22 protein-coding genes are annotated in these 21236 nt (G+C 64.9%); 18 read left to right on the plus strand and 4 right to left on the minus strand.

From position 1 onward, the window contains the following. Positions 1 to 3: 3 nt before the first annotated feature. From JQ627_RS33845 to JQ627_RS33900, 12 genes are all read left to right on the plus strand, one after another. Positions 4 to 957: an ABC transporter permease gene (locus JQ627_RS33845; protein WP_212488692.1), complete on the plus strand. Its 954-nt coding sequence runs from the start codon at positions 4 to 6 to the stop codon at positions 955 to 957. A 3-nt stretch (positions 958 to 960) separates the two neighbouring features. After that, positions 961 to 1863, plus strand: coding sequence for an ABC transporter permease (locus JQ627_RS33850; protein ID WP_212488693.1), 903 nt, complete (start codon positions 961 to 963; stop codon positions 1861 to 1863). Positions 1864 to 1865: 2 nt separating this feature from the next. Further along, complete coding sequence (locus JQ627_RS33855) at positions 1866 to 2927, plus strand: ABC transporter ATP-binding protein (protein WP_212488694.1); 1062 nt, start codon at positions 1866 to 1868, stop codon at positions 2925 to 2927. Next, on the plus strand, positions 2924 to 3121 hold the full coding sequence (locus JQ627_RS33860; RefSeq protein WP_018321359.1) for a hypothetical protein: 198 nt from the start codon (positions 2924 to 2926) through the stop codon (positions 3119 to 3121). Before JQ627_RS33855 ends, JQ627_RS33860 begins: the two co-directional genes overlap by 4 nt. Then, positions 3118 to 4533 (plus strand): amidase, encoded by a 1416-nt coding sequence (locus tag JQ627_RS33865; protein WP_212488695.1) that lies wholly within the window; start codon positions 3118 to 3120, stop codon positions 4531 to 4533. Before JQ627_RS33860 ends, JQ627_RS33865 begins: the two co-directional genes overlap by 4 nt. Continuing rightward, positions 4530 to 5504 (plus strand): ABC transporter ATP-binding protein, encoded by a 975-nt coding sequence (locus JQ627_RS33870; protein ID WP_212488696.1) that lies wholly within the window; start codon positions 4530 to 4532, stop codon positions 5502 to 5504. The genes JQ627_RS33865 and JQ627_RS33870 overlap by 4 nt, the downstream gene beginning before the upstream one ends. 283 nt (positions 5505 to 5787) lie before the next feature. Continuing rightward, complete coding sequence (locus JQ627_RS33875) at positions 5788 to 6057, plus strand: GlsB/YeaQ/YmgE family stress response membrane protein (RefSeq protein ID WP_212488697.1); 270 nt, start codon at positions 5788 to 5790, stop codon at positions 6055 to 6057. Between the two features lie 258 nt (positions 6058 to 6315). Next, positions 6316 to 8064 carry a type I secretion system permease/ATPase gene (locus JQ627_RS33880; RefSeq protein WP_212488698.1) on the plus strand — a complete coding sequence of 583 codons (1749 nt, stop codon included), beginning with the start codon at positions 6316 to 6318 and terminating at the stop codon, positions 8062 to 8064. Then, positions 8061 to 9395 (plus strand): HlyD family type I secretion periplasmic adaptor subunit, encoded by a 1335-nt coding sequence (locus JQ627_RS33885; protein ID WP_212488699.1) that lies wholly within the window; start codon positions 8061 to 8063, stop codon positions 9393 to 9395. Before JQ627_RS33880 ends, JQ627_RS33885 begins: the two co-directional genes overlap by 4 nt. A 238-nt stretch (positions 9396 to 9633) precedes the next feature. After that, complete coding sequence (locus JQ627_RS33890) at positions 9634 to 11103, plus strand: AMP nucleosidase (protein WP_212488700.1); 1470 nt, start codon at positions 9634 to 9636, stop codon at positions 11101 to 11103. Between the two features lie 120 nt (positions 11104 to 11223). After that, positions 11224 to 11832, plus strand: a complete 609-nt coding sequence (locus tag JQ627_RS33895) for a lipopolysaccharide assembly protein LapB (RefSeq protein WP_212488701.1) — start codon at positions 11224 to 11226, stop codon at positions 11830 to 11832. A gap of 118 nt (positions 11833 to 11950) precedes the next feature. Beyond that, complete coding sequence (locus JQ627_RS33900; protein WP_212488714.1) at positions 11951 to 12226, plus strand: DUF1488 family protein; 276 nt, start codon at positions 11951 to 11953, stop codon at positions 12224 to 12226. A gap of 95 nt (positions 12227 to 12321) precedes the next feature. Here the strand turns inward: JQ627_RS33900 and JQ627_RS33905 are convergent, their stop codons facing one another. Further along, complete coding sequence (locus tag JQ627_RS33905) at positions 12322 to 12804, minus strand: CinA family protein (RefSeq protein ID WP_212488702.1); 483 nt, start codon at positions 12802 to 12804, stop codon at positions 12322 to 12324. 164 nt (positions 12805 to 12968) lie between these two features. Here JQ627_RS33905 and JQ627_RS33910 point away from each other — a divergent pair, with 164 nt between their 5' ends. The 3 genes from JQ627_RS33910 to JQ627_RS33920 are packed head-to-tail and all read left to right on the plus strand — an operon-like array spanning position 12969 to position 15632. Next, a complete protein-coding gene (locus tag JQ627_RS33910) occupies positions 12969 to 14027 on the plus strand; it encodes an amidohydrolase family protein (protein WP_212488703.1) in 1059 nt (352 codons plus the stop codon). Positions 14028 to 14052: 25 nt separating this feature from the next. After that, positions 14053 to 15165 (plus strand): amidohydrolase family protein, encoded by a 1113-nt coding sequence (locus JQ627_RS33915; RefSeq protein ID WP_212488704.1) that lies wholly within the window; start codon positions 14053 to 14055, stop codon positions 15163 to 15165. A 53-nt stretch (positions 15166 to 15218) separates the two neighbouring features. Further along, a complete protein-coding gene (locus tag JQ627_RS33920; protein ID WP_212488705.1) occupies positions 15219 to 15632 on the plus strand; it encodes a Rieske (2Fe-2S) protein in 414 nt (137 codons plus the stop codon). Between the two features lie 197 nt (positions 15633 to 15829). Here JQ627_RS33920 and JQ627_RS33925 read toward each other — a convergent pair whose 3' ends face one another. Both JQ627_RS33925 and JQ627_RS33930 read right to left on the minus strand, forming a co-directional pair. Next, the gene (locus tag JQ627_RS33925; RefSeq protein ID WP_212488706.1) at positions 15830 to 17155 is read right to left on the minus strand and encodes an MFS transporter; all 1326 of its coding nucleotides are present in this window, start codon (positions 17153 to 17155) and stop codon (positions 15830 to 15832) included. 141 nt (positions 17156 to 17296) lie between these two features. Beyond that, complete coding sequence (locus JQ627_RS33930) at positions 17297 to 18196, minus strand: transcriptional regulator GcvA (RefSeq protein ID WP_212488707.1); 900 nt, start codon at positions 18194 to 18196, stop codon at positions 17297 to 17299. A 110-nt stretch (positions 18197 to 18306) separates the two neighbouring features. On the opposite strand from JQ627_RS33930, the gene JQ627_RS33935 reads away from it, so the two are divergent. Both JQ627_RS33935 and JQ627_RS33940 read left to right on the plus strand, forming a co-directional pair. Further along, a complete protein-coding gene (locus JQ627_RS33935) occupies positions 18307 to 18510 on the plus strand; it encodes a DUF1127 domain-containing protein (RefSeq protein ID WP_014498412.1) in 204 nt (67 codons plus the stop codon). Positions 18511 to 18579: 69 nt separating this feature from the next. Further along, complete coding sequence (locus JQ627_RS33940) at positions 18580 to 19203, plus strand: GNAT family N-acetyltransferase (protein ID WP_212488708.1); 624 nt, start codon at positions 18580 to 18582, stop codon at positions 19201 to 19203. Between the two features lie 56 nt (positions 19204 to 19259). Here the strand turns inward: JQ627_RS33940 and JQ627_RS33945 are convergent, their stop codons facing one another. Further along, positions 19260 to 20099, minus strand: a complete 840-nt coding sequence (locus tag JQ627_RS33945) for an oxidoreductase (RefSeq protein WP_212488715.1) — start codon at positions 20097 to 20099, stop codon at positions 19260 to 19262. Positions 20100 to 20218: 119 nt separating this feature from the next. Between JQ627_RS33945 and JQ627_RS33950 the strand changes: the two genes are divergently transcribed. After that, entirely contained in the window at positions 20219 to 21109 is an 891-nt protein-coding gene (locus tag JQ627_RS33950) for a LysR family transcriptional regulator (RefSeq protein ID WP_212488709.1), read from the plus strand. Positions 21110 to 21236 lie beyond the last annotated feature (127 nt).

The following is a 21236-nucleotide window of genomic DNA, read 5'->3' on the forward strand; positions in this document are numbered from 1 at the left end:
TCAGTGCTCGCCTATATCGCTCGCCGCATCGTCTACGTCATCCCGATCGTCATCAGCGTGGCGCTGGTGTGCTTTCTGCTCGTGCACATCACGCCGGGCGATCCGCTCGTTGCGGTGCTGCCGGCCGACGCGTCGCAGGAGCTCGCCGCGCAGCTCCGCGCCGCCTATGGTTTTGATCGCCCGCTGCCCGTGCAGTTCGGGCTTTGGCTGCTTCGTGCCCTTCATGGCGATCTCGGCAATTCCATCGCGACCGGGCGTCCTGTGCTCGCCGAGGTCATGCGCGCGGTCAGCAATACTGTCACGCTCGCGGTTGCGGCCGCCATTATCGGCTTCACGATGGGCATCCTGCTCGGCCTGATCGCCGGCTATTTCCGCGAGACCTGGATCGACAAGGTCGCGACCTCCTTCGCCATCGCCGGCGTCTCCGTGCCGCATTACTGGCTCGGCATGGTGCTCGTCATCATCTTCTCGGTCCAGCTCAACTGGCTGCCCGCGGTCGGCGCCGGACCGAACGGCTCCAACTCCTGGGCCTGGGACTGGGCGCATCTGAAATATCTGGTGCTGCCGGCGATCACGACATCGGTGATCCCGATGGGCATCGTCACCCGCACCGTGCGTGCGTTGACCGGCGACATCCTCAGCCAGGATTTTGTCGAGGCATTGCGCGCAAAAGGCCTGTACGAAACCGGCGTGTTCCGTCACGTCATCAAGAACGCTGCGCCCACTGCGCTCGCGGTGATGGGGCTTCAGCTCGGCTACATGCTTGGCGGCTCGATCCTGATCGAGACCGTGTTCTCCTGGCCGGGCTCGGGCTTCCTGCTCAACTCGGCGATCTTCCAGCGCGACCTCCCGCTGCTGCAGGGCACGATCCTGATCCTGGCGCTGTTCTTCGTCTTCCTCAATCTGCTGGTCGACATCGCGCAAGCCGCGATCGACCCGCGCATCAAGCGGGGCTAGCCGATGAGCGAGCTTCCGTTGTCCGCCACCGCCGATGCCGCGCTCCAGGCCGCGCCCGCGACCAAGGCGCGCGGCTATTGGGCGACCGTCGGCCGCCGCATCACCCGCGACAAGGTCAGCATGGCCTGCGCGCTGGTGCTGCTGCTGATTTTCCTGTCCGCGGTGCTCGCGCCGTGGCTCGGACTTGAGGATCCCTACAAGGGCTCGATGATCCGCCGCCTCCGCCACATCGGCACAGCAGGCTACCCGCTCGGCACCGACGAGCTCGGCCGCGATATGCTGGCGCGGCTGATCTATGGCGGGCGGCTGTCACTGGTCATCGGCATCCTGCCTGTGATCCTTGCCTTTTGCATCGGCACCTCGCTCGGCCTCGTCGCCGGCTATGTCGGCGGCAAGCTCAACACCGCGATCATGCGCACGATTGACGTGTTTTATGCCTTTCCCTCCGTGCTGCTGGCGATCGCGATCTCCGGCGCTCTCGGGGCCGGCATTCTGAACTCCATCGTGTCGCTGACCGTCGTGTTCGTGCCGCAGATCACCCGCGTCGCCGAGAGCGTCACCACCGGCGTGCGCAACATGGATTTCGTCGAGGCCGCGCGCGCCTCCGGCGCGGGGCCCTTCACCATCATGCGGGTGCACATCCTCGGCAACGTCCTGGGTGCGATCTTCGTCTATGCCACCAGTCTCATTTCGGTTTCGATGATCCTTGCCGCCGGTCTCTCTTTCCTCGGCCTCGGCACCAAGCCGCCCGAGCCGGAATGGGGCCTGATGCTGAACACGCTCCGCACCGCGATCTACGTCAATCCCTGGGTCGCGGCACTTCCCGGTGCGATGATCTTCGCGGTGTCGATCTGCTTCAACCTGCTCTCGGACGGCCTGCGCAGCGCCATGGACATCAGGAACTAGCCATGAGCGAGAGCAACACATCCGTAGAAATGCTGGAGCCGGTCGAGGACGTCGGCGGCGTCGCGCAGCCGTTGCTTCAGGTCAACGGCCTGACCAAACACTTCCCCGTGCGCGGCGGGCTGTTCGCCCCAAAGCGTACCGTGCGCGCTGTCGATAACGTCTCCTTTTCCGTCGCGAAGGGCGAGACTGTCGGCATCGTCGGCGAATCCGGCTGCGGCAAGTCGACCACCGCGCGGCTGCTGATGCATCTGATGCCGCGCGATACCGGCGACATCATCTATGACGGCATGACCGTCGGCCAGTCGCTGTCGCTGCGCGAGCTGCGCCGCGGCATGCAGATGGTGTTCCAGGACTCTTACGCCTCGCTCAATCCGCGCCTCACCATCGAGGAATCCATCGCCTTCGGCCCGAAGGTGCATGGCATGGCCGATGGCACGGCGCGGGCGCTGGCGCGCGAGCTGCTCGGCAAGGTCGGCCTGCGCCCGGAAAACTTCGCCAACCGCTATCCGCACGAGATTTCCGGCGGCCAGCGCCAGCGCGTCAACATCGCGCGTGCGCTCGCTCTGTCACCGCGCTTGGTTATCCTCGACGAAGCCGTCTCCGCGCTCGACAAATCCGTCGAGGCGCAGGTGCTCAATCTGCTGGCCGATCTCAAGCGCGAGTTCGGCCTGACCTATCTCTTCATCAGCCACGACCTCAACGTCGTCCGTTACATCTCAGACCGCGTACTCGTCATGTATCTCGGCGAGGTCGTCGAGCTCGGTCCGGTCGACCAGGTCTGGGACAACCCTGCGCATCCCTATACCCGCGCGCTGCTTGCCGCGATGCCGTCGTCGGACCCGGATCGTCGCACCGAAAAACCGCCGATCACGGGCGATCCGCCCAATCCGATCGACCCGCCCCCGGGTTGCCGCTTCCACACCCGCTGCGCGTTTGCGGAGCCGCTCTGCGCAAATGCAGCACCAAAGCTCACGGCCGTCGATAGAATGGGCCATGAGGCCGCGTGCTACATGGCAATTCCGGGTTCAGGCCATAGCCGCGCGCCCGCAGAGGAAACAGCATGACAAGACCGACACCTAAAGAGATCAAGCCGATCGCGCAGATCGCCGGCGTCCCCGTGGATGACGAGATCGCGACGCGCATCTCCAATTCCATCGGGCCCGCCTTCGAAGGCTTTGCGGCCATCGCCGGCACGCTGCCGTTCGATCTCGAGCCCGCACTCTATCCGATCGCGCAGACGCAGAAGGTGTCGAAATGAGCACCGAGCCTGCATTGATGACGCTCACGGAGGTCGCGCGCGCGATCGCGATGAAGCAGGTGTCCTCACAGGAGGTGACGCGCGCGCTTCTGCATCGCATTGCGCAGTGGCAGCCGCAACTCAACGCCTTCATGTCGATTGAGGCCGAGCCCGCGCTGAAGGCCGCCAATGCCGCCGACGCCGAGCTCGCCAAGGGCAACGTCCGCGGTCCCCTGCATGGCGTGCCGCTCGCGCACAAGGACATGTATTACGACGCAGGCCACGTCTCGACCTGCGGCTCGCTGATCCGCCGCGATTTCGTGCCGACCGTGACGTCGACGGCCTTGCAGCGGCTGAAGGATGCCGGCCAGGTCCGCCTCGGCACGCTGCATCTGGCCGAATTCGCCTATGGCCCGACGGGGCACAACGCCCATTATGGCCCGGTTCGCAACCCCTGGAACGTCGCGCACATCACCGGCGGCTCCTCGTCGGGCTCCGGCTCGTCGGTCGCGGCGCGCCTGACGTTCGCGGCGCTCGGCTCCGACACCGGCGGCTCGATCCGCATGCCCGCGCATTTCTGCGGCGTCACGGGGCTGAAGACCACGGTCGGCCGCGTCAGCCGCGCCGGCGCGATGCCGCTGTCGCAATCGCTCGATACCGTCGGTCCGCTCGCGCGAACTGCTGAAGATTGCGCTCTGCTGCTGGCGCTGATGGCCGGCGCCGATCCTGCGGATTCGACTTGTAGCCATGAGCCGCTCTCGGACTACGTTGCTGCGACCAAGGGCTCGCTGAAGGGTCTGAAAATCGGCGTGCCCGCCTCGTTCTATGTCGACGATCTCGACGGCGAGGTCGCGCGCGTGCTGGATGAGACCATCGCCGTGCTCAAGCGCGAGGGCGCCGACATCCTCACAGTCGAGCTGCCGGACCAGCGGCAATTGTCTTCCGCAAGCCAGCTCGTGCTCGCCGCGGAAGCTGCCGCCTTTCACAAGCGCTGGATGATCGAGCGTCCGCAGGATTATGGGCCGCAGGTGCTGATGCGGCTCCAGAACGGTCTCGCCGTCCCCGCCATCACTTATCTGGAGGCGATGCGCTGGCGCGGTCCGGCACTCGCCGCACACAATGCAGCGACGGCCGGTGTTGATGCGATCATCGCACCGGCGTCGCCCGTGCCGGCGCCGACGATCGAGGAGAGCGATGTCGGCGGCGGTCCGAACGCGCCGGCCATGGTGCAGCGCCTGACACTGTTCACCCGTCCGGTGAATTTTTTGGGCCTGCCGTCGCTCACCATTCCGTCCGGCTTCACCACGAGCGGCCTGCCGATCGGCATGCAGCTGATCGGCCGCTCCTTCGATGAAGCGACCCTGCTCACCATCGGCGCGGCATTCCAGCGCGTCACCGACTATCACGACCGGGTACCCAAACTTCCGTCATGACAAAGCTCGTCGAGATCTCAGGCCTCAACATCCGCTTCACCGGGGAGCGCACGGTCTATGCCGTGAACGATCTCAGTCTCTCGCTTGGTGACGGCGAGGTGCTGGGCCTGCTCGGCGAGTCCGGTTCGGGCAAGAGCGTGACATTGCGTGCGCTGATGCGGCTGTTGCCGCGCAAGCGCACGCAGATTTCGGGCAAGGTCAACGTGATGGGCCGCGACGTGCTGGCCATGAACGACGAGGAGCTGTCGTCGTTTCGTGGCCAGACCGTCTCGATGATCTTCCAGGAGCCCGCGCTGGCGCTCGATCCGGTCTACACCATCGGCGCGCAGATCGCCGAAAGCGTCGTGCGTCACGAGGGCAAGAGCTTTGCGGAAGGGCGGGCGAGGGCGCTCGAAATGCTCGAGGTCGTGCGCATTCCCTCCGCAAAGCGCAGGCTCGATGCCTATCCGCACGAGATGTCCGGCGGCATGCGCCAGCGCGCGATGATCGCACTCGCGCTCGCCTGCCGTCCGAAGATCTTGCTCGCGGACGAGCCGACCACTGCGCTCGATGCCACCGTGCAGATCCAGATCCTGCTGCTGCTGCGCGAGCTGCAGCGCGAGTTCGGCATGTCCGTCATCTTCGTCACCCACGACATCGGCGTCGCGATCGAGATCTGCGACCGCGTTGCGGTGATGTATGCCGGCCAGATCGTGGAGCAGGGCACGCTCCGCGACATCGTCCGCACGCCGGTGCACCCCTACGCCAGGGGCCTGCTCGCCTCCACCATCCACGGTGCCAAGCGGGGAGCGCGGCTGGAAACCATCCCGGGCACCCCGCCGTCGCTGGCCGAAAAGCCCCACAACTGCTCCTTCGCCCCCCGCTGCAAGGTCGCCCAGCCGCGCTGTCTGGAGCAATTGCCTGCCAATGTGGAGGTTGGGCCGGGTAGGGCGGCGAGATGCGTGCTGGCGGAGTCGGTGGCGGCGACGTAGCGCCGACGACAGTTCTCTTCATAGCGGCCAATTCTCGCAAAATGAGCGAGCGGTGGGCCGCTCACTTCCGAAATGCGCGCCACGTCAGAATTCCTCTACGGCAACACCGAGTTGTCACAGTTCACCGGCCGCCAATCGCCGGGGCCGCTTCTACTGTGCATGGGGTTGTTTTCGACATTTTTGTCTCCGCACGCGCAACTCGGTCGCGGGGAACAGCATTCAGACCCCATTCATCCCGGTTCCCGTTCCATGCGGGGCATTCACGGAAGAGGGGACCTCACTTATGCACATTTCCAACGAAGGCCTGCTCGTCATCCTGTTCGTCGGCCTGGTTGCCGGCTGGCTGGCCGGAAAGATCGTGCGGGGCGCCGGGTTCGGCATCATCGGCGACATCGTGATCGGCATCTGCGGCGCGCTGGTGGCGAGCCTCTTGTTTCCGAAACTCGGCATCCGCCTTGGCACCGGCCTCGTCTCCGAGATCGTCTATTCCGCCATCGGCGCCGTCATTCTGCTCCTGGTGGTGCGGCTGGTGCGCGGCGGCGGCCGGTTCTAGCGTCACATTGGCTCAGTGAGCTTTTTCGCCTCTCCCCCGCTGGGGAGAGGCCGCGATGTCTGCTATAAAAAGCCGCAAAGACTGTGAAATACCGGACTTGCGTGCTGGGCCGTCAGGAGTTGATGTGGCCCATCAGGGTTCTGGATTAAATCGGCTGCGCTGGTTGCAGGGGAATACGATGTTAATCCGGGTCGAGTACCCCTGAACCGCCTGTGAAATCGGGGGCTCCGGCCCCTCATCTGGAAAGAGATCAGACTGATGGCAGCCGTACCTGGCGTTCGCCGTTCAGAGCTCGGTGACGCCTTGCGCGCTTGTCGCACGGCGTTCGTCGGCGTGGGCTTGATGAGCTGCATGATCAACCTGCTCTATCTGACCGGGTCGATCTTCATGCTGGAGGTCTACGATCGGGTGCTGCCGAGCCGCAGCGTTCCGACGCTCGTCGGCCTGATCATCCTCGCCAGCTTCCTCTATATGGCGCAGGGCGTGCTCGACATGATCCGAAACCGGATCCTCGGGCGCGTGGGCACCGCGCTGGACGAGGCCCTCAACAAGCGCGTGTTCGACACCATCGTGCGCCTGCCGCTCCTGGTCGGCAGCCGCAACGAAGGCCTGCAGCCGCTGCGCGACCTCGACAATGTCCGGTCCTTCCTCGGTGGCATGGGCCCGAGCGCGTTCTTCGACCTGCCCTGGCTGCCGCTCTATCTCGCCATCTGCTTCGCCTTCCACGTCCTGATCGGCGTGACCGCTTTGATCGGCGCCATCATCCTGGTCGGGCTGACTCTGGTCACCGAGTTCCTGTCTCGCCAGCCGGCGAAGGAGGCGATGGGCCTTGCCGCCCAGCGCAACGATCTCGCCGCCTCCAGCCGGCGCAACGCCGAAGTCATGGTGTCGATGGGCATGACCGGCCGGATGAACCAGCGCTGGAGCGAGGCCAACGAAAAATACCTCGATGGCAACCAGCGTGCGAGCGACGTCGCCGGCGGTCTCGGCGCGGTCGCAAAAGTGCTGCGCATGATGCTGCAATCGGCCGTGCTCGCGGTCGGCGCCTATCTCGTCATCCACCAGGAGGCAACCGCCGGCATCATCATCGCCGGCTCGATCCTCTCCGCCCGCGCGCTTGCGCCGGTCGATCTCGCCATCGCGCATTGGAAATCCTTTGTCGCGGCACGTCAGAGCTGGCAGCGCCTCACGCGTCTGCTGGAGCAGATGCCGGCGCAGACGATGCCGACCCAGTTGCAGGCGCCCACCAGCCGGCTCTCGGTCGAAGGCATCGCCATGGTGCCGCCGGGCGATCAGCGCCTCATCGTGCAGGACGTCACCTTCGCGCTCGCCGCCGGCAATGGCCTCGGCGTGATCGGGCCGAGCGGCTCCGGCAAATCGTCGCTGATCCGGGCGCTGGTCGGCGTCTGGCATCCGGTCCGCGGCAAGGTGCGGCTTGACGGCGCGGCGCTTGACCAATGGTCATCCGACATGCTCGGCCGCCATATCGGCTATCTGCCGCAGGACGTCGAATTGTTCGGCGGCACCATCGCGCAGAATATCAGCCGTTTCGATCCCGAGGCCACCTCTGATGGCATCATTTCCGCGGCCAAGGAAGCCGGCGTGCACGAGATGATCATCAAGATGCGTGAGGGTTACAACACGCAGGTCGGCGAGCAGGGCACCGCGCTCTCCGCAGGCCAGGCGCAGCGCGTGGCGCTGGCGCGCGCGCTCTACGGCAACCCGTTCCTGATCGTGCTCGACGAGCCGAATTCCAATCTCGACACCGAAGGCGACGAGGCGCTGACCCGCGCCATCCGTGCCGCCCGCGAACGCGGTGCCATCGTCATCGTGGTCGCGCACCGCCCGATCGGCGTCGAGGCGGTCGACCAGATCCTGGTGCTGCGCGACGGACGTATGCAGGCCTTTGGGCCTAAGGAGCAGGTGCTTGCCCAGGTGCTCCAGCCGCGCGTGACGCCGCCGGCACCGATCAAGATCGTCAGCGAAGGCGGAGTGCCCAAGTCATGAGCACGATGGCTATCGGCGGCGGAAAGCCAGCCGCGAAGAGGACCGTGCGGGATTCGATCAGGTTTCACCTGATGCTCGGACTGGTCATCGTGGCGGCCCTCGTCATCGGCCTCGGCGGCTGGGCCTCGACGGTGCAGATCTCGGGGGCCCTGATCGCGCCGGGCCAGGTCGTGGTCGAATCCAACGTCAAGAAGGTGCAGCATCCGACCGGCGGCGTGGTCGGCGAGCTGCGCGCCCGCGACGGCGACGTGGTCAAGGCCGGCGACATCGTGGTGCGGCTCGACGACACCGTCACCAAGGCGAACCTCGCCATCGTCACCAAGAATCTCGACGCAGCACTGGCGCGCACGGCGCGGCTCCAGGCCGAGCAGCGCGGTGTCGACAAGATCGAGTTCCCGCAATCGCTGCTCGATCGCGGCGACGATCCCGACGTCAAGAACCTGCTCTCCGCCGAAACCAAGCTGTTCGACGTCCGCGTCAACGGCCGCGCCGGGCAGAAGGCGCAGCTCCGCGAGCGCATCCAGCAGCTCAACGAGGAGATCGAGGGCCTCTCCGCGCAGGAGAAGGCCAAGGACAGGGAAATCGCCCTGGTGCAGCAGGAGCTCACAGGCGTGCGCGATCTCTACGAGAAGCACCTGGTGCAGATCTCGCGCCTGACCGCGCTCGAGCGCGACAGCGCCCGCCTCAATGGCGAGCGCGCGCAATACATCGCATCGCGCGCGCAGGCCAAGGGCAAGATCACCGAGACCGAGCTTCAGATCATCCAGGTCGACAAGGACATGGTGAGCGAGGTCTCCAAGGATCTGCGCGAGACCAACGACAAGACCGGCGAGCTGATCGAGCGCAAGGTCGCGGCCGAAGACCAGCTCCGCCGCGTCGATATCCGTGCGCCGCAGGATGGCATGGTGCTGCAATCGACGGTGCATACCGTCGGCGGCGTCGTCACCGCCGGCGATGCCCTTATGTTGATTGTGCCGCAGGCGGACGATCTCCAGGTCGAGGCCAAGGTCAATCCCGTCGATATCGACAAGCTCCAGATCGGCCAGAAGACGCTGCTGCGCCTGTCCGCGTTCAACCAGCGCACCACGCCCGAGCTCAACGGCGTCGTCAGCCGCGTTTCACCCGACGTCACGACCGACCAGCGCACCGGCCAGAGCTACTACACCATCCGCGTGTCGATGTCCCCGGAAGAGGTCGCCAAGCTCGGCGACTCCAAGCTGATCCCCGGCATGCCGGCGGAAGCCTTCGTCCAGACCGGCGACCGCACCATGTTGTCCTATCTGATGAAGCCGCTGCACGACCAGCTGATGCGGGCATTCCGCGAGAAGTGACGCGCGAGAGCGCGTCATCCCGGAGCGCGCCGCACACTCACTGTCATCGCCCGGCTTGACCGGGCGATCCAGTATTCCAGAAGCGGCTGTGATTGAACCCGGGCGCCGCGGCGTACTGGATGCCCCGGTCAAGCCGGGGCATGACGGCGGAGCGTGATGCGCAAGCCGTCCTTCGCTGACGATCACCACCGTTCTTTGCTATAGTTCGACTCAAGCCCAGCAACCCGGCGGTCGAACAATGCAATCCCCACCCTCCATCGCCACCAAATCCTTCACCGACGCCGTCCTCGCCGTCGCCCGCCTCGAGGAAATCTACGAGCGCAACACGAAATTCCTGCGCGACCGGTTCGAGGCCTACGTCAACGGCGAGGCGATCACGACGCGGGTGCGGGCCTATTATCCCTTCGTTCGCCTCACCACCGCGACGCATGCGCGGCTGGACTCGCGTCTCGCCTACGGCTTCGTCGCCGGCCCCGGCGTGCACGAGACCAGCGTCACGCGGCCGGATCTGTTCCGCGCCTATCTCACCGAGCAGATCGGATTGTTGATCCAGAACCACGGCGTTCCCGTCGAGATCGGCGAATCTGCCGAGCCGATCCCGATCCACTTCGCCTATCGCCGCGACATCAACATCGAAGCCGCCATCACCACCAGCGAGAATTCCCTTGTGACGCGATCGCTGCGCGATGCGTTCGACGTGCCTGATCTCGCCACCATGGACGATTCCATCGCCGACGGTACCTTCGAGCTTCAGCCGGGCGCGCCCGAGCCGCTGTCCCTGTTCCGGGCTGCCCGCGTCGATTATTCGCTGCGGCGGCTCTATCACTACACCGGCACAGATCCCGAGCATTTCCAGAACTTTGTCATTTTCACCAACTATCAGTTTTACGTCGACGCCTTCGCGCAGCTCTGCCAGCAGCGGCTCCAGTCCGGCGAAGCCGGCCTCGACGCCTTCGTCGCGCCCGGCAATGTGATCACGCGCGGCGGTGGCGCAACGAGCGGAGTGGCGCCCGTCCGCGCGCCGCAGATGCCGGCCTTTCATCTTGTCACATCAGGCTATCGCGGCATCACGCTGATCAACATCGGCACCGGCCCGTCGAACGCGCGCAATGTCACCGACCACGTCGCTGTGCTGCGCCCGCACGCCTGGCTGATGCTCGGCCATTGCGCGGGCCTGCGCAACACGCAGCGGCTCGGCGACTACGTGCTCGCCCACGGCTATGTGCGCGAGGACCACGTGCTCGACCGCGAGCTGCCGCTGTGGGTGCCGATCCCGGCGCTGGCCGAGATGCAGGTCGCGCTCGAGCAGGCGGTCGAGGACGTCACCGGCCTCGAAGGTTTCGAGCTGAAACGGCTGATGCGCACGGGCACTGTCGCGAGCGTCGACAACCGCAACTGGGAGATCTCGGGGCCCGAGGTGATCCGCCGCATGTCGCAGTCACGCGCGGTCGCGCTCGACATGGAATCGGCCGCGATCGCCGCCAACGGCTACCGCTTCCGCGTCCCCTACGGCACGCTGCTGTGCGTTTCCGACAAGCCGCTCCACGGCGAGATCAAGCTCGCGGGCATGGCCAGCGAATTCTACCGCCGCCGCGTCGGCCAGCATCTCGAGATCGGGTTGAAGGCGCTGGAGCGGCTCAAGCAGCAGGAATCGGAACGGCTGCATTCGCGAAAGCTTCGCAGCTTCGCCGAAGTCGCGTTCCAGTAAAGGACAACAGAACTGCCGTACGAATGCTGACGTCTCCGTGAGCGCAGTGCCCCGGAATATCGCTGCCAAGGCAGGGTTATCACGTTGTCAGGGGCCGCTTGAACAGCACAGGAGACGGAGATGTTCACGAAGATGATCAAGCTCGTCACGCTGGGTACGTTTGCGGCGGCGCTGCTGGGCTCGCCGGTGTTTGCCGCGGGCGGAGGAGGCGGGGGAGGCGGCGGTAACGGCTCCACTGATCCCTATGCCGGCGCCTATTCGGATCAGAGGCCGCAGCCAACCTATCCGAAGCGCCCGGGCACCAAGGCAACCCAGAAAGGCAAGAAGCCGAACAACCAGTCCAGCATCGGCGATCCCGCATTCGCGGCCGGCTACCGCGTCGCCTATGACACCATCTACGAGCGCAACGACTATGCGGCTGCGATCGCGCAATTGAAGTCGCTTGGCCATGACGACCATCCGAACGTCGCCAACCTCATCGGCTACTCCTACCGCAAGCTTGGCGACTACGAGCAGTCGCAGGTCTGGTACGAGCGCGCATTGAAGGCCGATCCGAACCATGTGCTGACGTGGCAGTACTATGGACTGTGGCAGCTCGAGCGGGGCAATCGCGAGCAGGCGCTCTATCATCTCAGCCGGATTGCTGCCATCTGCGGGACGGATTGTGAGGAGTATCGATCGCTGGCCGCGGCGCTCGACAAGCCGACCGGCACGGCGCTCGCCTACTGAAGCTGGAGAGCAGCCGGCTGATGGGGGCCGTATGGCCGCCATGTTCTTCGGCGCGGATGGTGACAAGGCGTCAGATTTTCAGCATTGTCCGGTTCGGGGGCGCGAACGGGACAATTGGATGCCGCTGACGCGCGACAAAATCATCGGCCATGACCTTGAACGGCTGGCCTTTCGCTTCACCATGACCAGTGAAGACGGCGCCGTGCAGTGCCAGATCAGCGACGCCGCGATGGACGAGCTCGCAGGCATGCAAGGTACCGAAAGCAGCGCGCGGCAGGCGCAGTTTCTGTCCCTGCGCGAAACCATCGAGCGGATCGCATCGGACCTCTATGATGAGGCGCCGCGGGTGCAGGGATATGTCGTGCGGATTTTCATGCGGAATTTGGGGAGGTAGGCGCCGCCCCATGTTCCGCTGTCATGCCCCGGCTTGACCGGGGCATGACAGCAACGATATGGCAGGACTGTCCGATTCACTTGACCGGCGGCAGCTCACCCCTCCAATTTCCTCAACAACAACTTCAGCGCCGTCGCCGCAAACATCTGCATGTTCGCAAACCTGTCATTGTTGCCCGTCTCCAGCGTGATCACCTCCGTTGCGGGCCCGGACACTGCCATGCAACTGTGCCCGGCCGCATCGCCGTAGCGGTTGCCGGTGGGGCCGGCGGCGCCGGTCTCAGAGAGGCCCCAGTCGCAGCCGAAGCGGCCGCGCATCTGTTCGGCGAGGAGTTTCGCATACGGCTCCGACGAGGAGCGAAAGCCCTTCATTCCTTCGTCCGAAATATCCATCAGCACACGCCTCGCATCGCGGGTGTAGACCACCGCGCCGCCGAGGAAGTAGGCGGAGGCGCCGGGCACCGCGAGCAGGCTGGCCGAGATCAGGCCGCCGGTCGAGGATTCAGCCACTGCAATCGTCTGTTTGCGCGCGATCAGTTTGGCCGCGACCTGTTCCGCAATGCCGACGAGCTCTTTCATCCCTAAAACCCCTTATTCCTTCGCAACTGAGCCCAGCCTTCCTAGCATACGACAGAAGCCTTGGCCGAGTTGCGGGCGGCGGGCAGGCCTGCTTGAATGGCGGGACAGAAGACGGCAGCCGCGAAGCGCTGCCCCACAAGACGAGGAAATGTGAAGGAGACGTCATGGCGTCCCTGATCGCCGGCGGGGTGGATTGCGACGTGCATCCCGCCGTGCCGCATCTGACCAGCCTGCTGCCATACCTGAACGACTATTGGCGCGATCAGGTGACGACGCGCGGCATGGTCGATCTTGTCTCGCAATCCTATCCGCAGAATTCGCCGATCGTCGCGCGTCCCGATTGGCGGCCGGAAACCGGCAAGTCCGGCGAAAGCCTGAAGGACATGCAGCGTCATCTGCTCGATCCGTTCCAGCTCACGCACGCCATCTGCAATCCGCTCTACGGCGTGCAGATGGTGTTCTCGGAAGATTTGCAGGCCGCCTTCTGCCGCGCGTTGAACGAGTGGCTCGTGAAGGAATGGCTCGATCGCGATCAACGGCTGCGCGGCTCGATCGTGATTCCGACGCAAAGTGTGGAAAAGGCCGTGACCGAGATCGAGCGCTGCGCACAGGACCGGCGCTTCGTGCAAGTGCTGATGCTGGTGATGGGCGACACGCCGCTCGGCAAGCGCGCGTGGTGGCCGATCTACGAGGCCGCAGAACGGCTCGATTTGCCGGTCGGCATCCATGCGGGTTCCGCTTATCACAATCCGCCGACTGCCGTGGGCTGGGGTTCCTACCACATCGAGGATTATGTCGGTCAGGCGCAGGCGTTCCAGACCCAGCTCACCAGCCTGATCGTCGAGGGCGTGTTCGCCAAATATCCGCGGCTGAAAATGGTGATGCTCGAATCCGGCGTCTCCTGGATCTCGCCCTATCTCTGGCGCCTGCACAAGTTCTGGCGCGGGGTGCGTATGGAGACGCCCTGGGTCGATCGCGCGCCGCTGGACATTGTGCGCAGCAACATCCGGTTCTCGTTACAGCCATTTGATGTGCCGCCGGAACCCGAGACATTAATTCGCCTGTTTGATCATATGCAGTCGGACGAATTGGTTCTATTCTCCACCGACTATCCGCACTGGCAGTTCGACGGCCAGGACGCGCTGCCCGAAGGTCTGTCCCCCGATCTCGTGCGCAAGATCATGATCGACAATCCGCATGCAACCTATCCCCGCCTGACGTGAGCCCGCTGCCAAAGGAGGCAAGGCGATGAATGTCCAATTCCGCGAGAGCCTAGAAGCTGCTTCCCCACAGACCGTCAAAACCGCGATCGCGGACTGCGACATCCATCCGGCACGCGCGACCCGGACCGAGCTTTATCCGTACCTCGCCAAACGCTGGCAGCATCATCTCGAAGTCTACGGTGTCCATGCCTATCAAGGCATGATGGAAGGGCCGCCCTATCCGAAGGCCCAGCCCAACGCCTCGCGCCGCGACGCCTATCCGCCGGAAGGCGGGCCGCAGGGCTCTTCGTTGCCTTTCATGCAGAAGCAGCTGCTCGATCCCAACAACGTGCAATTCGGCGTGCTCAATCCGCTCAACACGGGGCAAGGCATCCGTAATCACGAGCTCTCGGCGGCGCTGTGCTCGGCCATCAACGACTGGCAGATCGACAAATGGACCTCGAAGGACAGGCGGCTCAAGGCCTCGATCGTCGTCGGCAATGAGGACGGCCTGTCGGCCGCCGCCGAGATCCGTGAGCGCGCCGGCGACAAGAATTTCGTGCAGGTGCTCCTGCTCAGCCGCAACGTCGAGCCGCTCGGCCAGCGCCGTTACTGGCCGATCTATCAGGCTGCGGAAGAGGCGGGGCTTCCCGTCGGCGTGCATGCTTTCGGCTTCGGCGGCAATCCGATCACGCCGTCCGGATGGCCTTCCTATTACATCGAGGAAATGGTGGGCCACTCGCAGTGCCAGCAATCGGCGCTGGCGAGCCTTGTTCTGGAAGGTGTGTTCGAGCGCTTTCCGAAGCTGAAGATGGTGATGATCGAGGCCGGCTTCGGCTGGGCCCCGTCGCTTGCCTGGCGGCTCGACAAGGTCTGGCAGCGGCTGCGCAGCGAAGTGCCGCATGTGAAGCGGCCGCCGTCGGAATATATCCGCGAGCAGGTGTGGTGGACCACGCAGCCGATGGAGGACCCGGAGCGGCGCGAGGATCTTTTCGACGTCATCAAATGGATCGGCTGGGACCGTCTTCTGTTCGCGACCGATTATCCGCATTGGGACTATGACGAGCCGTCGCGCGTGCTGCCGGCGGGCGTAAGCGAGGCCAATCGCGAGGCGTTCTACCTCGGCAATGCGCAGAAGCTCTACGGAATAGCCGCATGATCCGAAAAAGTGTGAAGCGGTTTTTCGATCAGATCATGCGGAAGACATAAAGCATGGCGCGGCATGTGATTGCGCCCGTCGACGAGCTTCCGCCGGGCACGCGAAAATTTCTGGAGATCGACGGGCGGCCGATCGCGGTCTTCAACATCAAGGGCGAGTATTTCGGCCTGATGAACCGCTGCCCGCATCAGGGCGCGGCGCTGTGCGAGGGCCCGCTCATCGGGCTGGCCCAATCAAAGGATCCCGGCGAGATCGAGTACACCAAGCTCGGCGAGATCATCCGCTGTCCCTGGCACGGCTGGGAGTTCGACGTCCGCACCGGCCAGTCCTATTGCGACCCCCGCCGCTTCCGCGTGAAGGCCTATCCGGCGCATGCCGAGCCGGGTGCGAACGTTGTGAAGGGGCCGTATGTCGCCGAGACCGTCACGGTGAAGGTCGAGAGCGACTACGTGGTGGTGGAGCTGTAGCTGCACCTTTCACCCTCCCCTGGAGGGGGAGGGTGATCGCGCGCAGCGCGAGCGGGGTGGGGTGAACTCTCCCCACGGGCAGCGTTCGACGCGGAGGGACCTTCACCCCACCCCGTCTCACATTTTCGCTGCGCTCAATGTGAGCCGACCCTCCCCCTCCAGGGGAGGGTAAGAGGCGACGATGATCGAAGTGACTATCAATGCCCCGCAACCGGCTCCGCCGCCGTATCGTACGTCGGCACCGCCTTGCCGCCGCCGCGATAGACGACCGACGCGGCGATGATGCCGAGCACGGCCGCGAACATCAGCCAGAACCCGGGCGATGCCTTGTCGCCGGTATGCTCGATCAGCAAGGTCGAGGCGAACGGGGTGAAGGTGCCGAACAGCGCGGCGGCGAGCGCGAACGCAAGCGAGAAGCATGTGGTGCGCACATGCGCCGGCACGATCTCGACCAGCGCGCCGAGCATGGTGCCGCTGTAGACGCCGAAATAGAACGAAAACATCATCTCGACCGCGAGCAGTTTGCCAAACGTCGGCGCGGCTACCAGCCAGTGCAGCGCCGGGTAGGCGGTGACGAGCGTCAGGCAGGCGATGGCCAGTAGCACCGGCTTGCGGCCGATGCGGTCGGACAGCGCGCCGCCGACCGGATTCCAGAAGAAGTTGGTCACGGCGACGAGCAGCGTCACGAGCAGTGCGTCCTGCGTCGAGAGCTTCAGCACGGTCTTGCCGAAGGTCGGCGTGTACACGGTGACGAAGTAGAACGTCGTCGTGGTCAGGACCGCGATCATCATGCCGAGGACGACGATGCGCCAGTTGGCGAAGGCGGAGGCGAACACCTCGCTTGCGGTCGGATGCTTCTTCATGGCGAGGAAGGCCGGTGTCTCCTCGAGCGTCCGCCGCAGGACGAAGATCAAGGGAATGATCAGGCAGCCGACGAAGAACGGAATGCGCCAGCCCCAGGCGGCAACGGTGTCGGCCGGCATCACCTCGGAGAGGATGAAGCCGAGGATCGAGGCCACGAAGATCGCGACCTGCTGGCTCGACGACTGGAACGAGGTGTAGAAGCCGCGATTGCCGGGCGTGGAGATCTCCGCGAGATAGACCGACACGCCGCCGAGCTCGACGCCGGCGGAGAAGCCTTGCAGCAAACGACCGACCAGCACGATGATTGGCGCGGCGATGCCGATGGTCGCGTAGCTCGGGCAGAACGCGATCACGACGGTGCCGATGGCCATGATGCCGAGCGTGACGATCAGGCCCTGGCGGCGGCCGATGCGGTCGATGTAGGCGCCGAGCACGATCGCGCCGACGGGGCGCATCAAGGCGCCAAGCCAGAACACGCCGAAAGTGTTGAGCAGCGAGGCGGTCTCGTTGGTGGAGGGAAAGAACGCCTTGCCGATGGCGGCGGCATAGAAGCCGAACAGGAAGAAATCGAACTGCTCGAGGAAATTGCCTGAGGTGGCGCGCAGGATTGCGCCGATGCGCGACTTGATCTCGGGCGGATTGGTTGCTGGTCCAGCCATGACGTTACTCCCTGGAAGACGTGGCCGGACCGGAACTCATTTCACGGCAAGGCAACAGATTGATGCTGCGACAATCTGTCCTACCCCTCCCGCGCGGGGCGCGGCGAGTCAACCAATTTCACCGCGGAAGCTGATGATTTTTCAGGCTTTATTCTGCGTTGCAGCGATCATCCATTCGCGGAACGCCGCCAGCTTCGGCGCTTCGCGCCGGCCCTCCGGGGCGACCAGATAGAAGCCGGCATCGGCCGGCAGCGCGATCTTGAAGGGCACCACGAGCCGGCCCTTGGCGATGTCGTCCTGGACGTAGGAGGTCCGCCCCATCGCCACGCCGATGCCGTCGATTGCGGCCTGGATGGTCATGAAGATCATGTCGAAGGTGATGCCGGGCTGCCTGGCGATGTCGCCCGGAAGGCCGGCCGCCGTCAGCCATAGCCGCCAGTCGTCGCTGTTGGCATTGGAGGTGTGCAGCAGCGGATAGCCCCGGAGATCCTCGGGCTGGCGCAGCGGCTTGTCGCCGCGCAGCAGCGACGGACTGCACACCGGAAACAGCTCGTCCGCCATCAGCCAGTCGGCGCGCAGGCCCGGCCACTGACCGCGGCCATAGCGAATCGCGGCATCGACATTGTCGCGCTGGAAATCGACGAGGCTGGTCGAGGTGGTGATGCGGACGTCGATGCCGGGATGCTGCTCCTGGAAATCGGTCAGCCGCGGCAGCAGCCATTTCGCGGCGAGCGATGCCAACGTCGAGACGGTCAGCACCTTGTCATCGTCCTTGCGCAGCAGCCGGTCGGTCGCGAGGCGGAGGTCGTTGAAGGCGGCGCGGACGCCGGGGAGGTAGTCGCGCGCCTCAGGCGTCAGCGCCAGCGCGCGGTTCTGCCGGACGAACAGGCGGATGCCCAGCTCCTCCTCGAGCCGCCGGATCTGATGGCTGATCGCGGTCTGGGTCACGTTCAGCTCGGACGCGGCCAGCGTGAAGCTGAGATGGCGCGCGGCGGCCTCAAAGGCCCGCAATCCGTTCAGGGAGGGCAATCTGGCAGTCATCTGGCAGCAGGATGCATGACGTTATTTCATGCGAAGGGGTACAAATTGTCGTTTGTCGCAGCGCGGTGGCAAGCAGATATTAGCGGTCAAGTTAGCTCAAGGAGCTGAAAATGTCTACTTTGACCCACAATTCGATGACAAATCATCATGCACCCGGCCTCATCCAGCAAATCGGCGAGACGCTTCACGTCTGGCACGAGCGCTACCGGACCCGCCGCGAACTGACCAACTGGACGGCCCGCGATCTCCACGACGTCGGCCTGTCCTGGACCGACATCGCCTACGAGGCTGACAAACCCTTCTGGCGGGCCTGATTGGCCGCCAGGCCGGCGCCGCCTGATCACAGGGGCGCCGGCGGTCCCTCTTTCTGTAGGGCTCGTGTCATGAGCATCCTCCGCCTGGAAGATCTGAAGCAATATTCGGACGTGCTGCGCACCCGGCAGGGCGAGGCGATCAACGTTCGCTTCGTCGAGCCGCGCGACACCGAGGAACTCCAGCACTATTTCCGGTCGCTCTCGACCCGCTCCCGCTACAACCGTTTCTTCGGTGCGATCAGCGAATTGCCGAAGGGGCTGCTGGGTGAATTCCTCGACGTTGGAGCGCGTGAGCGCTTCACTGTCGTCGCGACCAAGATAGTCGACGGCTTCGAGACCATCGTCGCCGAAGCGCGCTACGCCTTCCATGCCGAGACTTCTACCCTCGAGTTCGGCCTGTCGGTCGACGACCGCTGGCACGGCCACGGCATCGCGACCGCGCTGATGAAGAATCTCGAATGCCGCGCGGCAGCTCTTGGTGCCGAGCACATGTTCGGCGACACGCTGCGCTCCAACGAGACCATGATCTCGCTCGCCCGCAAATCCGGTTTCGCTTTCGTCAATCATCCCGACGACTGGAAGCTGGTGCGCTTCGACAAGGAGATCGTGGTCGCGCCGAAAGACATTCCCTGCGCGAGCTGGCGCCTCGCCGCCCTTTCCCGTCAGGCCGACAGCCCCTCAGCCTCGGCCTGACATCACTCCGAGCCCGGCCTGGTCAAAACCAGAGCCGGGCCTTTTTTTGCCCTCACTTAAGCGCGGTCGTCGGTGAAGTCGGTCGAGGTCGCGACCGACCGCCAGCCCGCCAGCTCCCTCGCAACGAAGATGTGTTTCGCCTCGATCCGCTCCACGGTGTCGCTGCCGAGCGGCAGCCGCAGCGGCGGGTTCTTGGCGTCAACCAACTTCAGGAAGGCCTGTGCCAGCTTGCGCGGATCGCCGCGCTGGCCGCCATTGACGTCGGCCGTGTGCGCGCGGGTCTTGCCGACGCTCTCGTGATAGTCGTCGATCACCTGCGCGGTGCGCGACAGCGAGGTCTCGTCGAGGAAGTCGGTGCGGAAGAAGCCCGGCTCGACCACGGTCACCTTGATGCCGAACGGCGCGACTTCGCCGGCCAGCGCCTCGCTGAGGCCCTCGACCGCGAACTTCGTCGCGCCATAGACGCCCCAGCCGGGATACCCGGTGTAGCCGCCGACCGACGAGATGTTGATGACGTGGCCGGAGCGCTGCCGGCGCATATGCGGCAGCACTGCGCGGGTGACGCCGAGCAGGCCAAATACGTTCGTGCCGAACAGCTTTTGCGTCTCCGCGCCGCTGGCTTCCTCGATCGCGCCCAACAGGCCATAGCCGGCATTGTTGACGAGGATGTCGATGCGCCCGAAGCGCTTCACCGCCTGGCCTGCCGCTTCATGCGCCTGCGCCTCGCTGGTGACGTCGAGCCGGGTGGCCAGCAGGCGCTCGTGAGAGCCGAGCCGTGCGGTGACGGTTGAAGGATCGCGCGCCGTCGCGACCACGGTGTCGCCGGCCTTCAACGCCGCTTCGGCGATCAGCGCGCCAAATCCGCGGGACGCTCCTGTGATGAACCAGACACGCATGATGTTGCCCTTTCCGTATTGGCCCGGCGATGTGCCGAGCCGATGGGCAAGGTGTAGCGGCTCGCCATAGCTGAGATAATCCGCTATAAATTTTGCGACCTGCTGAGAAAAATTCATCAATGCGGATCGACCCGTCCGACCTCGCGACCTTCCTCGCCATCGCTCGCCACCGCAGTTTTCGCGCGGCGGCGACGGGGCTTGGCGTCACGCCATCGGCCCTGTCTCATGCCCTGCGCAATATCGAGGAGCGGCTGGGCCTGCGCCTCGTCAACCGCACCACCCGCAGCGTCGCGCTCACCGAGGCCGGCGAACGCCTCTTTGCCCGCATCACCCCGGCCTTCCGCGACATCGACGACGCGCTCGAGGACCTCAACAATTTTCGCGGCAAGCCGGCCGGCACGCTGCGCTTCACCGCCGCGCGCCAGTCGGCGCAGCTCGTGCTGCTGCCGATCGTGACGCGCTTCCTGAAATCGTTCCCCGACGTCAGCGTCGAGATCGTGATCAACGACGCCCTGATCGACGTGGTCGCCGCCGGTTTCGACGCCGGCGTGCGCTTTGGCGAGACCATCGCGGCCGACATGATCGCGGTGCCGATCGGCCCGCGTCACCGTTTTGCGGTGGTGGGCTCGCCTGCCTTCTTCAAGACGCACAAGCCACCCGCCACGCCGCGCGACCTGAAAGGCCTGCCCTGCATCCGCTACCGCTTCACCTCTGGCGCGCTTTATCACTGGGAATTCGAGCGCGGCGGCATCGAGCTCGCGATCGATGTCACGGGGCCTCTCACGATGAACGACCAGGACCTGATGGTCGACGCGGCGCTCGACGGGGCTGGCCTTGCCTATGTGTTCGAAGCGCAGGTGGAAGCGTTGTTGGCGAAACGCAAGTTGGCTCGCGTGCTCGCCGACTGGTGCCCGGCCTATCCCGGCTTCTTCCTGTATTATCCGAGCCGCCGCCAGTTACCCGCGGCGCTGCGGGCGTTTGTGGATTTTGCAAGGGCGCCTGCGAAGTAGCCTGGAGGGAGCGGCTGTATCCCGTCATCCTTGTAAGTCATGTTGCGCCGGATTGCGCCGGATCGGCTAGAGTGTCCGGTGCGGTAACGGACGGGAGACCGCTTCATCCAAGGGCTTTGAAGCCCGT

Source organism: Bradyrhizobium liaoningense (genome assembly GCF_018130785.1).
Classification (GTDB): domain Bacteria; phylum Pseudomonadota; class Alphaproteobacteria; order Rhizobiales; family Xanthobacteraceae; genus Bradyrhizobium; species Bradyrhizobium liaoningense_A.